Here is a 16,126-nt window from a genome sequence, read left to right as displayed (position 1 = left end):
GGGCCGAAGCGCGGCCAATCTCCATAGCATACGCGAGCGGGCGCGGACAGTTTCAAGTACAATCGCATTAATTGACCGCCCGACGGACGGAACGAGACTGATGTTCGACACACTCTCCGACGACGACAAGAACCGCATCACGGCCCGGTCCGAGGAGTTCCAGCGCGCGCTCGGGCGCGAAGAGGCGGCCGACTGGGAGCCGTTCCTCGCGGGCCTGGTCGGGGACGCGCGCCGGCTGCTCCTCACGGATTTGGTTACGCGCGACCTGGGCCACCGGTGGGCGAAAGGCGAACAGCCGAAGATCGAAGAATACCTCGCGCGATACCCGGAGCTCGGCCCGGCGGACCAAGTCCCCGCCGCGCTCATACTCGAAGAGTTTCGGTGCCGGATCCGGGCCGGGTTCGTGCCCGCCCCGACAGAGTACCGCGACCGATTTCCCGTCCAGTTCGACGCCATCCAGACCGAACTGAACGCGACCGCCGCGTCGGGAACGATCGCGGAGGGCGGCCCCCGCCCGTGGGAGCCGATGGCCGAGAGCGTCGTCGCGATGTCGCAGCACTACGAATTGCTGCGCGAGTTGGGGCGCGGGATGTTCGGCGAGGTGTGGCTCGCGCGGAAGAAGCCGAGCGGCATCGAACGCGCCATCAAGATCCTGCACCAGTCCGCCGACCGCGACGCCGGGCAGCGCGAGCTGAAATCGCTCGAACTCATCAAGAACCTGCGCCACCCGTATCTGCTCGCGACGGAAGACTTCTGGGTCACGAACAACCGGCTCCACATCGTGATGGAGTTGGCCGAGGGGACGCTCCGCGGGCGCATGAAGGAATACCTCGCTCAAGGTCAACCGGGCGTTCCCGTCGACGAGTTGTTCCAGTACATCGCGGAGGCCGCGGAGGGGCTGGATTACCTCCACTCCCAGAAGATCACGCACCGCGACGTGAAGCCGGACAACATCCTCATCCTGCACGGCCACGCGAAGCTCGCGGACTTCGGCCTCGCGCGGGCGCAAACACAGATCGTGGAGTCGATGAGTCTCGCGGGGACGCCCGCGTACATGGCCCCGGAGATATGGGGCGGTGAGGGCGGCCCGGCCAGCGATCTGTACAGTCTGGCGTTCGCTTACGTTGAACTGCGACAGGGGCGATCGCCGCTGCGCCCCCGCCCGCTCATAGAACTGATGATCGCGCACAAGGAAGGGAGTTACGAGTTTACCGAAACGGTGACCGAAGCCGAACGGAGCGTGCTACTCCGGGCACTGGCCGCACAACCACAGGACCGCCACCCGACCTGCGTGGACTTCGCCGCGGATCTCGCCGGCGCGCTCGGGCGGCCGTTCGCGGGCGGCGGGCGCCGAGTGACGGGACGCGGATCTTCCCACGGCAGCCCACCACCACCCGTTTTCGGTTCGGCTGCCGCGTTCGAGAGCGGTAACCTCCCTCCACCCGAAACCGGCATCGCGGGCGGAACAGTCGTCATCGACTCGCTGAAGCGCAAACCCAAGCCCCCCCCGGAGCCACTCGTTCCGGAACCACTCGTAGAAGCGGAACCGCTCCCCGAGGAAGAGTTCGCTCCCACAGAAGCGCGACGCTCGTGGCCCCTGTTTGCGGGCGGAGGACTCGCGCTGGCGGTTCTTGTTGCGTTCGGCATCTGGGCAGCAACCGGCGGCACCAAAACCATCTCGACGGAACCCGAACCGATCGCCAAAGGGAAACCAGAACCTCCCGACCCAGGCCCGAAATTGCCCGGTCCGAGTGTTCCGCAACCTGCCGACCCACTGCTGACGGATACCGTTCTCGGCGCGGCCAGCGCGGTCGCCAGCCAAACGAACAAGCGACCGGAAGTTCCGCCGAAACCGGAGCCAAAATGGGTGTTCCCCACAGGCACGATTCCGGAACCGGGCACCAAAGAAGTGCAACTCGTCGGTAAACGGGCGCCAGAATGGGTGTTTGTCGATCGAGGTAACGAAAAAGTGCGTTTCCGACTCATTACGGGTCAATCCGGGCCGAGCTTGGCCCCGTTCTACATCACGGAAACGAAAGTCACGAACAAGCTGTTCGCGGGCGGTGCCGGCGACGATAAACCGGTTGTGAACGTGAATGCCCCCCGTGCCCAAGAATTCGCACAAAAAGCGCTCGGTGGTGACCTCCCGACCGAGGATCAATGGGACCGCGCGGCCGGCTTCTTTGACCAAGATGGGCAGACGGGGCTGACACTATCGCCGGGACGCGCATGGATCGGGAAAGATGCTCCCGGTTCAGTGAAACGCCCGACGAACGAAGCCGATGTGAACCGCTTCGGGTTACTCGACATGGCCGGTAACGGCCGCGAATGGACACGAACGATCGTCACGCGAGACGGTAAGCGGAAGGTTCTCGGTGTGGACACTCTGGAAGCAACCGACAAGATCGTTCTTCGCGGCCGGGCGTTCTTCCTGGAACGCCCGCTCACATTCAAAATGCTGGAAACGGAGCGCACCACGCAACCACAAGCCGCGACCGCCACCGTTGCCAGCCCGTACACGAGCTTCCGGGTCGTGCTCCCGTTACCGTGAGCCCTTTTGCCGCCAACGGTTCAGGCTCACGTTCGCGATGAGCAGCGCGCCAATAAGCACGTACTGCATCTCGACCGGCACGTTGAAGAGACTCACGCCGTTCTTGATGAGAATCAGGATCAGCACACCGAGCATCGCCCCCACTACCGTCCCGCGCCCGCCCGACAAACTCGCGCCGCCGATCACCACGGCCGTAATCACGTCCAGTTCGAGTTGTTCGCCGAGTGTCGGGTTCCCGCTGTTGCTGTGGGCAAACAAAATCACGCCGGCCCAGCCGGTCAGTAGGCCCGCGAGCGTGTAGACGAGCAGTTTCGTCCGAGTCACGTTCACGCCGCACAACCGGGCGGTCGATTCGTTCGACCCGACCGCGTACAGGTGTCGCCCGAACACGGTAAGTTTGAGTAACACGGCCGTCAGAATTGCCAGCAACACGAGCGACCACAGCCCAGGGTTTGTGAGCGACACGCGGCCCACCGTATCTACCCACTCCGGCGTCCCGCCGAGCGGGAACGGGAGCGTCGTGCGGGCCGCGAGCCACACCGCAACGCCCCGCGCGATCCCGAACATCCCGAGCGTCGCGACGAACGGCGGGAGTTGCAACTTCGTGACGAGCAAGCCGTTTATCAGGCCACACAATCCCCCTGCCATTACTCCGGCCACAATCGCGACGAGGCTGTTTGTCGGTGAAGGGCCGGAAGCGGTGTACATCGCGGTGTAGACCCGCATCGTAACCACGGTGACGAGCGCGACCGTCGCTCCGACAGACAGGTCGATCCCGCCGCTGATGAGCACGAGCAACATTCCTAGAGCCACAACTGCAGGGACGGTCCCTTCGTGGAGCAACACTCGCAGGTTGCCCAAGCTCAAAAACGTCCCGAGTTCGCCCTTGATCCCGATCAGCACGGTGAACAGCGCCAGCACCGCAACGAACCCGATCCACGGGCCGGTGGGGAGGCTAAACGATTTCGCACCGGATCCAGGCGGAGAGGTAGACATTGCGAACCACTTTGGGTTTCTTGATGGGTCAAATTTCGTGATTATGCCCCGGTCGCGGTGGCGATCACCTGTTCCGGGGTCCATTCGCTGATCGGGCGCACGGGCGAAAGCCTCCCGCGGCACATCACCGCGAGCGTGTCACACACGCCGAACAGTTCGGGGAGATAACTGCTCACCACCAGCACCGCCTTGCCGCTCGCGGCAGCGGCACCGATTTGCCGGTAGATATCGGCCTTGCTCCCGACGTCCACGCCCTTCGTCGGCTCGTCGAGCAGGAGCACATCCGCGTGTTGGTGGAAGAGGCGGGCGATCGCAACCTTTTGCTGGTTCCCACCACTGAGGTCGCCGACGGCCTGGTCCGCGTCACGGAACTTCACCCCGAACCGCGCGAGAACCTCACCGACGGCCCCGCGCAACCAGGACCGCGACAGGAACCCGAACGTGGAACCGGTATCGAGTCGGCTGAGAACGACGTTATCGCCGATGGACAGGTCGAGCGCGAGCCCTTCCGTCTTGCGGTCCTCGCTCACCAACCCTACCCCCTGCCCGATGCGTTCCGCGGGGGTCGCGCGTTCGTTACTGTGTGCCCCCACCTTCACTCGACCGGCCCGAACGGGATCGAGACCGTACACCGCACGAAGCAGTTCCGTGCGCCCGGAGCCGATGATCCCCGCAATACCGAGGATTTCTCCGCGGCGCAACGCGAGGCTCGCACCGGTCGGCAGTTCCTCGCCGTTCAGGTCAGCGAGTTCGAGTACCGGCGCGCCGATCTCGTGAGGGGTCCGCGGATACTGCTCCGTGACCGTCCGCCCGACCATCATCTCGACGACCTTCTCGCGCGTCACGTCCCCCCAGCGCCCGTTGCCGACCGCCTGCCCGTCGCGCAGGACCGTGAACCGATCCGCGATGGCGTCGAGTTCTTCGAGGAAGTGGCTGATATAAACGACCGTGACGCCCCGGGCCTTCAGCGACCTTACCAGTTCAAAAAGGCGCTTCGCGTCCTCTTGCGTCAGCGCACTGGTCGGCTCATCGAGAACGAGCACTTTCACGTCCGAGAGCAGCGCGCGGGCGATCTCGACCACTTGCCGCCCGGCGGGGTTGAGGGTCGCGATTGGTGCATCAGGCTTGATCTCCGGGTGGCCGAGTTGCGCGAGCGCCGACTCAACTCGTGCGCGGTTGGCACTTGAAGTGAGAAACCCGAACCCGCTGTGTTCCTGCCCGAGCGTGACGTTCGCTTCAACAGTAAGGTCCGGGCAGATCGCGAGTTCCTGATAGATCATTGCAACGCCGCGCTCGCGTGCCGATTGCGGCCCGGTGGGGCGGTAAACGGCCCCGTCGAGTTCCATCGCCCCGGTATCGGGCTGTTCCGCGCCCGAAAGGATCTTCATGAGCGTGGACTTACCCGCGCCGTTCTCACCGACGATCGCGTGAACTTCCCCGGGCCGCAGTTCGAGATCGACGCCACGCAGTGCGACCGTCGGCCCGTAGCTCTTGCGAATATCACCCATGCGGAGACGGGATGTCATAGCAACCCCTCCCCAACCCCTCCCCTAAGCGGAGAGGGGCTTAATACCGGCGCTGATGATGGGGTGAAACCTTCTGCTTCTGGATCTGCTCCCCCTTCCTTCTTAGGGAAGGGAGCCAGAGGGTTGGGTTGTGGCTGGAATCCCTCCCCAACCACTCCCCTAAGCGGAGAGGGGCTTAATACCGAAGAGGGTATTTGGTCTTCGTTTTTTTGTTCTGCTCCCCCTTCCTTCTTAGGGAAGGGGGCCGGGGGGTTAGGTTCTGCCCCCCGCTCAACACACAACGCCGTAATAGACAAAACAACGCTCTCCGTATCGGTGACGACCTCGTCGTTACGAAATCGCATAACGCGAATGCCGCGCATCGCGAACGCTGTCGTTCGCCGCTCGTCGTAGTCGACTTGATAGTCGTGAACCGGGCCGTCTACTTCAACAACGAGTGCCGCGACGTGACAGTAAAAATCGGCAATGTAACCTTCGATGACCTGTTGGCGACGGAAGTGATACCCGAGCCGGTTTCCGCGCAGACGCCCCCACAGAATACGCTCGGCTGGTGTCATCTCGCGGCGCAGTTCCTTCGCCAATTGCGTTTTCGTTTCTCCGACCCGCTGCCCGCGAACGATGTACCTCACGAGTTTTTCTCGCCTAACCGCTCCTGAGAAAGGCGCCCAAAGTTTGGGAGGCGGGGCTGTGTTTGGTGTTTCTCCCCCTTCCTGCACCGCCGGTCCGCGAGAAGCTCGGCTGACAGGACCGGCGCACGAAAAGGCGAAGGGGGTTGGGGGGTTAGGTTCACTCATCGTTTCGGCCCCTTCCGCAGTTCTTCGGTGGTGCGCTTGGCCTGCGTTTCGGGGTCGTACAGCCCGAGCGTGAACGCCGAATTGAGATTCTCCTTCGTGACGAGGTACTCACCGGTGCTCTCGCTCATGTCCTTCCGCCCGTTGCTCACATCGCGCCCACGCAGGTTCTGTACGCAGTACCACGTCGATAGGTAACCCATGCGGTACGGGTCTTGCAAAATGCTGCCGATCACGTCGCCTTCCTGGATGGACTGCAGCAGCGGTTTGCTCGCGTCGAACCCCATTAGGAGCACTTTCTTGTTCAACCCCTGGGAGCGCAACACGTCGGCCGTGCCGGACGCGGACGATTCGTTCGGTGCGAAGATCCCGTCCACCTGATTGCCGTACTGAAGGACGAGCGGCCCCGCTTCGCGCATCGCGGAATCGCGCGTCGCCCCGGCGTACTTGTCGGTCGAGAGCCAGACCGCGTCCGGGCAGATTTTCTTCACCGTCTCTTCAAAGCCCCGCTCACGGTCTTCCGTCGCCTGCGAACCGACCGCGTAACGGAACAGGATCAGTTTTGGCTTGTCTTTCCCCTGCTTTTTGAGTTCCCCGATGAGGTGACGGGCGGCGAGGCACCCGCCGTTGTAGTTGTCGGTCGCGACGTACTTGACGAAGTGATCGGGATCATCGAGTCCGGAGTCGATAATGACAACGGGCACGCCCGCGTCGGCCGCGCGTTTCACACAGGCGGTCATAGTGCGGCTGTGCTGTGGGGCGAGCACGATACCGCTCGCCCCGGTCGCCACGCGCCGGTCGACGATCCGAATCTGCTCGATCGCGTCGCGCTCGCGCAGTGGGCCGTCGAAAATGATTCGTACCGTGGTGCCGTCTTCGGCCCTCAGATCGTCCGCGCAGCGCTCGGCCCCGCGGCGCACCGACTGCCAGTGCTCGTGCGTCAGCCCCTTCGGTATGACGACGACGGTGAACTGTTCCTCGGGTTTCTGGCACCCGAACAGGACCGGCAGCGCGGCGGCGAACAGGTAATAAAGCAGACGCGGCATGGGTGCCCCGTGGGAGAGTGTTCGCAGAAGGTACCCGCGGAGCGCGCGGGGGTCAAGTTTCCGGGGCACATCTGTCGATACAACGTGCTTGAGGGATCTCCCGCGAGCGCCGGACCCATGCCGCCCGACCAGCAACCGCCGATCAACCTGATCCGCGTCTTCGACTTTTACGTGACGCTGATGTTCGTCATCAGCCTCGTGCGGCGCTGGGACGTGTACCTCAACGCGGTGCGCATCCTGATCGGGGTCCGCGGGCGCTGGCCGAAACTCATCTCGCGACTCAGCGAGCACAGCAGCCTCATTTTGAACTGGGCCTTCTTCCGCCCCGCGATCCTCGCACTGGCCCTTACGGTCGTTCAACTGATCGTGTCGCGGGCCATTTTCCCACTCGCGGTGCTCACCGGCCCCCAACTCCAGCACGAGTGGTGGTGGGTGCCGATCATCTTCGTGCCGCTCGTGCCGATGCTCGCGGTGGACGTCTACTTTGTGGTCCGCGTGGGTAAGTTCGACCACAACGAGACGGTAAAGTACTTCGACCAGGCGGAAACGTGGCTCGGCTGGAAGGGACCGGCCGTGCGCGCGCTCACCCTGGGTCTGGTGAACCCGCACAAGATGGTCGACGACGAGGTGCGTAAGAGTTTACAGGACTACCGCAGCACGCTGAATGCGTCGCTGTGGTGGGTGTCCGTGCAAATCGGGCTGCGCCTGATCTTCGGCCTCACGCTCTGGACCGTCTGGGCGATTCACACTTTATAAATGGCCCACCGCCCCCCGCGAGGACTCATCATGGCCGGCGATCTCCGTTCCGCACTCACTGACGCCGTTGGCGACGAACTGGACGCGGCACTGTCGCGCATCGTTCACTGTGTGAACCAACTGACCGATGCCCAAGTGTGGTGGCGCCCGCCGGAGGGCACGAACGCTATTGGGAACCTCGTGTTGCACCTCACTGGAAACATCCAGCAAATCATCGCGAACAACCTGACCCACGCGCCCGACACCCGGGACCGCCCGGCCGAGTTCGCCGCACGCGACGTCGTACCGAAAGCCGATCTACTTGGTCGTTTGACGGCCGCGGTCGCTGCGGCCAAAGCTGCGGTCGCGGGCGCCACGGTCGAGCAACTCACGGCCGTGCGCCGGGTGAACGCTTTCGATTGGACCGGCATTCAGGCGGTCGTGCGGAGCGTGGCGCACTTCCGCGGGCACACGCAAGAGATCATCCACATCACGCGCACCGTTCTCGGCGCCGGTTACCAGTTCGCCGGGCCGCGCTGACCACGATTGGGGCCGATTCATGACGGACGCGGACGCCCAGCCGAAGCCCCCTTCGGCCGACGAAGTGAACCGCCTCTGGCAGCACGGGATGCACGAGGAACGGCTGTTTCACGACCGGTTGAACTACTTCTCGTTCCTCGAAACGGGCCTCCTGACGATCTGCGGCATCATGTACAACAAGGAACCCGCGATCGGGTTCTTCCTCCCGATCACGGTCGTGGGGCTGCTGTTCACGCTGCTGTGGATCGTCATCCAAAAGCGCCACTGGACGTACTGCGAACACATCAACTCGCGCATCCGGGCGCTCGTGCCCGAGTACAAGGCCACGCTCGACGGCTACGTCCGCCCGGGGCGCCGCGACGGGTTCTCGCTCTCGAAGCCGCTCGCGCTGGCGGTGCCGTTCCTATTCGCCTGCACCTGGGTCGCGTTCCTCGTGTGGATCTTGGTGAGGAACCATGTGCCGACCACCGTGGAAGGTGTCACGGTCGAGCGCATCGGGCTCGTGGTGCTGGCAGCAGCACTGGCTTGGGTGATGTTCAAACTCCGGCGCCTGGAACAGCGCCTCAAGTAAGCTACGCCCACCCGTCTGGAAACGTCGTGTTCGCGAAAACCGCGCGGGCTTCGGCGAGCATCTCCCGGCGCGCGATCGCGTCGTACCGACCCGAGAAGTGGAACAGGATCAACCGACCGATGCCGGCACGCGACGCCATAAGTGCGACTTCCTCTGTGGTGGAGTGCATGACTGGTTCGGCGAGATCCGAATCGGCGGCTCGATACTGGCTCTCGCACACCACCGTGTTCACCCCGCGTAACCACGACACGAGCGCGTCCGCGGTCGCGGGGGTCATGCGGAAGTCGGTCAGGTACGCAATCGAATCGCCCGGAGTGGTGACGAGCAGTTCGGTTTGCAGCGCGACGAGCGAATGAGAAACGCCGTCAATTTCGACGGTTTCCCCCGGTGCGGCACTCGGACCGCGGAGGCGTTTTACCCACGGTCCGGGTTTCAATCCCTTCGCGGCCAACTTCGTCGTATCCACGTTCACGCGATCCATCTCGCGCACCAAGTACCCCACCGAGGGGGTGCCGTGATCGAGCAACATGGCTTCGACCGTGAAACCTTCGCCCTCAATCACGGTGCGCCCCTGGCGCGGGCGTTCGGGCGCCGTGTGAGCGGTCCGGAAGCCCTCTTTGGCGAGAAACCGGGCCTCGCGCACCACGTCCGGCCCGATCTCGGAAACGAACCACTCGCCCTCCTGCTTCTCGTCCACGAGGTTCCACATGAACCCGCGGAACCGGTGCTGAATCACCTCGGCGCTGCCGTGCGGCACCCAGATCCGATTCTCCTTCGTGATACGGTCAAAGTTCAGCCGGAAGAACAGATCGAAGCCCGCGATGTGGTCCATGTGCAGGTGCGAGAAACACAGGTGGTCGACTTCGCGCAAGTCGGTGGGGCCGAGTTGGTGCGGGCACCCGTCGCCGCAATCGAACAGGAGCCGCGTTTGCGACTGCCCCGTGTCCACTTTCACGAACAGTGCGTTGTCTTGTTCGGGTTGGCCGAGAACTTGGAACGTGAGAGGCATAAACACAACTCCGGGCGCCCCGACCTTGTGATCGGTGGGTTGTTCCCAATGCACTCCACCCACCGACCTCACAGCCGGAACTCGTCGGTTAGTGTGGGCGCTCCTCGAATCGCAGGTGGCGCACGGACGTGCCGAAGTCGCGCAGCTCCATCAGCGCCGTAATCCCCACATCCAGGTGCTTGCGAACGAACATCTCGGTGACGGTCGCGTCGCTCTTGGACGTCTTCACACCTTCGGGCGTCATCGGGTTATCCGATACGAGAAGGAGGGCGCCTTTGGGAATCCGGTTCACGAACCCGACCACATAAATTGTCGCGGTCTCCATGTCGATCGCGCTGGCGCGGATGTCTCGCAGATACTGTTTGAACCGGTCGTCGTGTTCCCACACGCGGCGGTTCGTCGTGTAAACGGTGCCGCTCCAGTAATCGATGTCGTGCTTGCTACTGGCCGCCGCGACAGCGGCTTGCAACCGGAACGACGGGAGCGCGGGCACTTCGGGTGCGAGGTAGTCGTGACTCGTCCCCTCCCCGCGGATCGCCGCGATGGGCAGGATGAAGTCGCCGACCTTCGTACTCTTCAGGCCGCCGCACTTGCCCAGGAACAGCACTCCCTTCGGCTCGATCGCCGAAAGCAGGTCCATCACGGTCGCGGCCATCGCGCTGCCCATCCCGAAGTTCAGGATGGTGATGTTCTCCGCGGTCGCAGACGTCATGGGCCGGTCGCGCCCGACGATCTCGACCCCGTACTTCGCAGCGAACAATTCGACATAGTGCGCGAAGTTGGTGAGCAGAATGTACTTCCCGAACTGCTCGACCGGGCGCCCCGTGTACCGCGGCAGCCAGTCCAGCACGATCTCCGCTTTTGTCTTCATGCACGCGCTCCGAGAGGTCCGCTGATTGTGCTGCGGCGCTGCCGTGGTGACAAGGCGAGCGGACTCAGGGCCGCACAACCACCTTCACCAAATTGTCTTCGGTCGAGGTCAGCTTACCCTCGGCCGTCAGGGTGTTGATCGCCTGCGCCACGCGCTCGCGGATCTTCGGCCCGACGCGCTTGAACCCGAGGCGCTTGGACACTGCGGAGATCAAGTCTTCCGCGGGCATCGTCCCGAACTCTGTCAGCGACGCGAACAGGGTGTCGTGAAGCACGTTATCGCTGACCTTTTCGATGGAATCGAAATCCAGTTCGACTTCCTTCACCGGTTTAAGCTTCACGGCCGCGACCACTTCCGGCTCGGGCACGGGGGTGGGTTTCGCGGGCGGTTTGCGGGCCGCTTCGAGCGCCGCGAGCACGCGATTCACCTGACCGTTGCGGTCCCGGACCCAGTCCGTGGACCACACCCGAACGAGGCGCCAGCCCAGCCCTTCGAGCACCGCCTGGCGGAGCCGGTCGCGGTCGCGGGCGGTCGCGGCCGAGTGGTAGGTGGCGCCGTCGCACTCGACGCCGAGCAGGTACTTTCCCCCACCCGCGTCGGTGATCGCGAGGTCGATGAGGTACCCGCCGCACCCCACCTGCCTGTGGATCGTGAGCCCGCGCCGCGCCAACTCGTCGCCGACCTCTTGCTCGAACGGGCTGTCGGCCCCGCGCCGGCCGGCCTCGGTTACTGCGGCCGCAAGAGCGGTAGGGCCGCGTTCGGCGAAATCGAGAAATGCCTTGAGCAGCTTCGCGCCCTCAGCTTCCGTGCGCGACAAATCGACATCGTTCGAGGTCATGCTCGAGATGACGCACATCGCCCGCCGCGCCCGCGTGACCGCAACGTTCAACCGGCGCTCCCCGCCCTGCCGGTTCAGCGGCCCGAACCGCATCGCGACCTTACCCACGTCGTCCGGCCCGTAACCGATGCTCAGCATCACCACGTCGCGCTCGTCGCCCTGCACGTTTTCCAGGTTCTTCACGAAGAACGGGTCTACGCGATCGGCTGCGAAGAACTCTTCAGCCCCTTTGTTCGCGCGGCGCAATACTTCGAGTTCATCGAGAATGCGGTCCTGCTGCCGTTGGCTGAACGCGATCACGCCCAAACTCTGGTCCGGTGTTTGTCGCGCGTGTTCCATCACGAGTGCGGCCACGCGCTTCGCCTCGATCGGGTTCACGCCGTCCTTGAAGCGGCCCTCGGGCACCTTCACGAACCGCACTGCGGGACTTGTGGCGTCGTCCGCACTCGGGAATGTGATGAGCGAGCTGCTGTAAAAGAACTTGTTCGAGAACGCGATGAGCGCCTCGCGCCGACTGCGGTAGTGCCACCGCAATCGCTTGCGGCAAATCCCCAGCGAAAGGCACACGTCCAACAAGCTCTCGAACCCTGCGGTACCGCCCTCGTCGGGGTGCGGCTCGTCGCTCGTGTCTTCGCCACTGCGAGCGAAGAAATCTGTTGGCGGAAGTTGCTTGGGGTCGCCGCCGACCACGAGTTGCTTTCCGCGGTAAATCGCGCACACCGCGTCGTGTGGTCGGACCTGGGATGCTTCGTCGAAGATCACCAGATCGAACGCGAACTCTGGGTTATCGAGGTAGGTGCTGACCGCGAGCGGACTCATCATGAGGCACGGCTTGATGCGCGGGAGCAGCGTCGGCATCTTCGCGAACAGGTGGCGCAGCGGGAGGTGCCGGCGCTTCTTGTTCACCTCGCGCAACAGGATGCCGAGTTCCGACGCATCGGGCGCACCGTCGCGCACACGCGGGCGGTTGGACTTCGTGAGCAACAGCGAGCGCATGCGATCACCCGCGGTCCGCACAGAAAGTCGATCCAGTTCCGCGAAGCGACTCACGAGCCGCTCTTGTTTGTCCGTCGTGAATTCGCCGAGTACGGGCACTTGTTGATGAATGGCATCGAGCCACAAACGGAAGAAGCGCGAGCGGAACGCCTCGGCCGCGTGTTCCACCCCGAACTCGCCCGCGCGCACCTCATCCAGAACACCGCCCAAACCCGCGGCCCCGGCGTCGCGCTCGACGTGCACAAACCGCACCCACTCGAACACGCGGTCGGCATCCGCAGCGCGATCACTGGCCCACAGCGCGAGTTCCGCGAGCGGCAAGTTATTCAGAACGACGTTGGTCGAAACCGTGACTGTTGGATCGAAGACGGCTCCCGTAACGTGCCTCCACTCAGTCGCGAACGCACCGGCGCGAGTTGTTTCGTTCTGCTGAATAGCCGCCTTTAATCGTTCCCGTGCCGTCTGTTCCGTGAGGACGCCTCTTAGTTGCGGCAGCACCGGGCGCTTCCACCGATCAAGCAATCGGAGCAGTTCCTCGCCAAGTGTAGCGCGTTCCGCACGCACGCGGTCATCGGTCGGCTGTCCTTCTTCCAACTGTTTGACGCGCGAGGCCACGACCGAGAGCCGTGCGGAAGCCACAGCCGCGTCGCGAATACGGGTGCCGGGGACGTCTTGCCCCGGGGTCAACAGTTTGATGAGTGCCTGTAATCCGGCCGCTTCACGATCGAGCGCGGCCAACTCGATCGCGAGCCACGCTCGTACTTCGGCGAGTGTCTTCGCTTCGAGAGGCGGAACAACAAAATCTCGCCCCGCTGCCGTGAGTTGATCGCGAAACGCGCGCTCCGCGGCTTCCAGCGCGGTTGTACTATCACCAACTGCTTTCCGGTCGCGCTTTGCGAGTGATTCGTGCTTCACGCCCCACTCTTCCAGCGTTTCCACTGCCCGAAGAGCCTCCAGCGTCCCGGTCCAATCCGGTCCGCCGGTCGTGTCTTTCATCAGGTCGTTGCCATACGCACCCACTACCTGACGAGCGGCATCGGCCTGTTGGTGGTACCCGGCGAGCGCGGTTACATCCGTCCGGAGCAATGTCCCCGTTCGCGGCGAACTGGCGTACCACGCGGAAACCTGTTTACTCAAACCCCACCAGCGCGGGAACAGGCGCGACCAGAACGACCGCCCGGCGTTGGCCGCATCGCGCGCGATTGCGGACGATTCCGGCGCGAACGCCGCGGGCGAGAACCGCGAAATGAGGTCGGTTCGGACGGTTTGTGCGGCCCGGTCCTGCTCGTCCGCACGCGACACCACCGCGAGCAAGTCCTTTCGCCGCCCGGCAGTCCCCCACGAACGCGGCCCTGCACCGATCCGACCGATCACATCTCCCAGGCGCACACACTCGGCTAGCTTCGCCAGTTCCGGTACGCGCCCCACCCCAAGTGCCTGCGTCGCGGCGAGGGCCGCGCGATCCAGTTCTGCGGCCAGTGAGTCCAAGCGCCGAATCGCGTCCGCGGATTGTTGCACCACAACGAATCGGTTGCGGAGCGTGAGTGCAGCCCCTTCGGTCAGGCGCTCGCGGTCGGTGCTCACCGCACTGAGAGCGTTAGCGTCACAACTCTTCACCGCCACAAGGTCGAATTCCGGCAATTTCGCGCCAAGTTCACGCGCCTCCAGAACCGCTTGGTGCAGTTCGACCGCGCGCTGCGCAGCCGTTCGCGGGTCAGAATCGAACCACTCGGGCGGAAAGAATGGGAGCGGGAGCAGCGAACGGGCGTCCGCGAGAGCCGCGTCCCATTCGAGCACCGAGGGCGGCTCAGGGCTAACACCCGCTTCGGCGAGAGCCGCCACCGCTTTTTCGGCTGCGGGAATCGCTCCGGCGAGCCGGTTCAGGTGGAATCGCGCATCGTCCTTCGCTTCTTGCGAAAACGTGACGAGCTTGCACCCGCGCCACGGGTGCCCACTGGGGTTCTCCACCACCGGCGCACAATCGCCCAGGCGTGTAAGAACATCGTCGCATGACTGGAGATAAGCCGCGTCTTTATTCAACACATCGGGAATCGCGATGCGCGAGCGTGCGGGCAAGCTCCCGAGTTTCGCGACCTCGCCGTGTACGCGGAACACCGACATCCCCAGCGGTACACGAATCCTGTGCAATTCGGCCACGAAGTCGTTCAGTTTGCTCCGGCTCTCGGCCAACTGCGTCAGTTGCGAATCGACGTCCGGTGCGCCGACCGGTTTCAGTTCCAGGCACCGCCCCAATTCGGTCACGACTTCGCGCTTGTTGGCCTTATGGCTGTGCAGTTCCAAACAGAAGTCGCCCAGCCCGCAGCGGTCCAATCGGCGCTTCACGACTTCGAGTGCGGCCGTTTTCTCGCTCACGAACAGCACCGTTTTGCCGGACTGCAGCGCTTCAGCGATCATGTTGGAAATAGTCTGGCTCTTACCCGTACCGGGCGGGCCGTCCATCACGAGGTGCGCGCCGCGCTTGACCGCTTCGATCGCCTCGTGCTGGCTGCTGTCCGCGTCGAGAATGTGAACGGCCGCGACCGGCGGAACCACCGCGTCGAGTTGCTCCGCGGTCGGCAGATCGCTGGGCGGTTGGAGAGCCGCCGCGCCGTCGCCCGCTACTGCGCGGCAAACCGGATGCGCCTTGACCTTCTCCGCGTTGCGCCCCAAATCCTCCCACATCGCGAGTTTCTGAAAATTGAATACGCCCAGCGCCGCTTCGGGGACCACGCCCCACCGAGGAATGTCCTTTACGCGGTCCGCGACGAGCGCGAAATACTTCGCCGCGCACTCCGGGTCTTCCGGGTCGAGTGTGTACTCGTTCGCAGCGGGCAGTTTGATGCGGAACTGCGTTTGGAGCAACTCGGCGAGGCAGTGGTTCGGCAGAATGTCGTCCTCTTCTGCTACGAGCGTAAACGGCGCCTCTACCGTTTCGCGTTCGAGCTTCACCGGAACGAGCAACAGCGGCGAGCGGATTTCCTCTTCCGAATCCGCACTCTCGTACCAGCGGAGGAAGCCGAACGCCGCGAACAGCGTGGTAACGCCGTGATCGGTTTGGGCTTCCTCCGACAGGCGCTTGAGCCGGATCAGGCGCGCGGCGAGTTGTCGATCGGTTTGGTCCGTGAGTAGGTGCGCGGATTTGAGGCGGTTCGAGCGCAAACACTGATCGAGCAACTCTCGGCGAACCGCGTCCTCGTTCGCCTGGGTCGTTCCGGTCGTCGGATCGAAGTCGGACGAGAGCATTTCCGCATCGAGCACCTCCTGCGGCAGCCCGAGGATGTCGCGCTTCCACGCGAACGTGAGCCGGTGGCCGTCCTGAACCAGTTGGCGCCAGAAGTCCGGCGCCAGCGGGTGCATCAGCGACACGCCGCCGATGCGCCCGGCCACGAACTTGATGAGCCGGTTCCGCTTCGTGGTGTCGAGCAGGGCCTTGCGCCACTCGGCGAGTCGCGTGTCGAGATCGGTTGGCATTGCGTTCTCGTGTAACCGGGGTTCCGCCGTGTCAGCGTATCCGCCGGGGCAAATGGGGAAACGGAAATCGCCCCCGCCCATTTGGAAGTGGTTCGCCACAAACAGCGCCGCGTTTTCGCTCAAATCGAAACAAGACTGCGCTCACCCGCTCCAGCGTAGCCCCGGTACCAACCGCGACATATGTT

The 16,126-nt window shown here is 63.9% G+C and carries 11 protein-coding genes; 4 read left to right on the top strand and 7 right to left on the bottom strand.

Annotation, left to right across the window (positions count from 1 at the left end):
* The first annotated feature begins 100 nt into the window (after nt 1-100).
* Nucleotides 101-2,551, top strand: coding sequence for a bifunctional serine/threonine-protein kinase/formylglycine-generating enzyme family protein (locus VT84_RS38345; RefSeq protein ID WP_162271657.1), 2,451 nt, complete (start codon nt 101-103; stop codon nt 2,549-2,551).
* Here VT84_RS38345 and VT84_RS10190 read toward each other — a convergent pair.
* From VT84_RS10190 to VT84_RS10175, 4 genes are all read right to left on the bottom strand, one after another.
* The gene (locus VT84_RS10190; RefSeq protein WP_162271656.1) at nt 2,543-3,547 is read right to left on the bottom strand and encodes an ABC transporter permease; all 1,005 of its coding nucleotides are present in this window, start codon (nt 3,545-3,547) and stop codon (nt 2,543-2,545) included. The two genes, VT84_RS38345 and VT84_RS10190, sit on opposite strands and share 9 nt — an antisense overlap.
* 41 nt (nt 3,548-3,588) lie before the next feature.
* Complete coding sequence (locus VT84_RS10185) at nt 3,589-5,073, bottom strand: sugar ABC transporter ATP-binding protein (protein WP_082839453.1); 1,485 nt, start codon at nt 5,071-5,073, stop codon at nt 3,589-3,591.
* The gene (locus VT84_RS10180; RefSeq protein ID WP_239465913.1) at nt 5,070-5,630 is read right to left on the bottom strand and encodes an endonuclease domain-containing protein; all 561 of its coding nucleotides are present in this window, start codon (nt 5,628-5,630) and stop codon (nt 5,070-5,072) included. The genes VT84_RS10185 and VT84_RS10180 overlap by 4 nt, the downstream gene beginning before the upstream one ends.
* Nucleotides 5,631-5,863: 233 nt before the next feature.
* A complete protein-coding gene (locus VT84_RS10175; RefSeq protein WP_082839451.1) occupies nt 5,864-6,910 on the bottom strand; it encodes a substrate-binding domain-containing protein in 1,047 nt (348 codons plus the stop codon).
* 117 nt (nt 6,911-7,027) lie between these two features.
* Here VT84_RS10175 and VT84_RS10170 point away from each other — a divergent pair, with 117 nt between their 5' ends.
* From VT84_RS10170 to VT84_RS10160, 3 genes are read left to right on the top strand one after another with little or no spacing between them, the layout of a single operon-like run.
* Nucleotides 7,028-7,666, top strand: coding sequence for a hypothetical protein (locus VT84_RS10170; RefSeq protein ID WP_052559890.1), 639 nt, complete (start codon nt 7,028-7,030; stop codon nt 7,664-7,666).
* Nucleotides 7,667-7,696: 30 nt separating this feature from the next.
* On the top strand, nt 7,697-8,185 hold the full coding sequence (locus tag VT84_RS10165; protein ID WP_162271655.1) for a DUF1572 family protein: 489 nt from the start codon (nt 7,697-7,699) through the stop codon (nt 8,183-8,185).
* A gap of 19 nt (nt 8,186-8,204) precedes the next feature.
* The gene (locus VT84_RS10160) at nt 8,205-8,756 is read left to right on the top strand and encodes a hypothetical protein (protein ID WP_052559892.1); all 552 of its coding nucleotides are present in this window, start codon (nt 8,205-8,207) and stop codon (nt 8,754-8,756) included.
* A gap of 1 nt (nt 8,757) precedes the next feature.
* Here VT84_RS10160 and VT84_RS10155 read toward each other — a convergent pair whose 3' ends face one another.
* The 3 genes from VT84_RS10155 to VT84_RS10145 all read right to left on the bottom strand — a co-directional run bounded on the left by VT84_RS10155 (nt 8,758) and on the right by VT84_RS10145 (nt 15,941).
* The gene (locus VT84_RS10155; RefSeq protein ID WP_082839449.1) at nt 8,758-9,765 is read right to left on the bottom strand and encodes an MBL fold metallo-hydrolase; all 1,008 of its coding nucleotides are present in this window, start codon (nt 9,763-9,765) and stop codon (nt 8,758-8,760) included.
* 88 nt (nt 9,766-9,853) lie between these two features.
* Nucleotides 9,854-10,636 carry an AMP nucleosidase gene (locus VT84_RS10150; RefSeq protein WP_052559894.1) on the bottom strand — a complete coding sequence of 261 codons (783 nt, stop codon included), beginning with the start codon at nt 10,634-10,636 and terminating at the stop codon, nt 9,854-9,856.
* Between the two features lie 64 nt (nt 10,637-10,700).
* The gene (locus tag VT84_RS10145; RefSeq protein ID WP_162271654.1) at nt 10,701-15,941 is read right to left on the bottom strand and encodes a DUF4011 domain-containing protein; all 5,241 of its coding nucleotides are present in this window, start codon (nt 15,939-15,941) and stop codon (nt 10,701-10,703) included.
* Nucleotides 15,942-16,126 lie beyond the last annotated feature (185 nt).

It is taken from the genome of Gemmata sp. SH-PL17, from assembly GCF_001610855.1.
Taxonomy (GTDB): domain Bacteria; phylum Planctomycetota; class Planctomycetia; order Gemmatales; family Gemmataceae; genus Gemmata; species Gemmata massiliana.
Note: the sequence above shows the minus strand (reverse complement) of the source record. Positions and strands in the feature narration are given on the sequence as shown.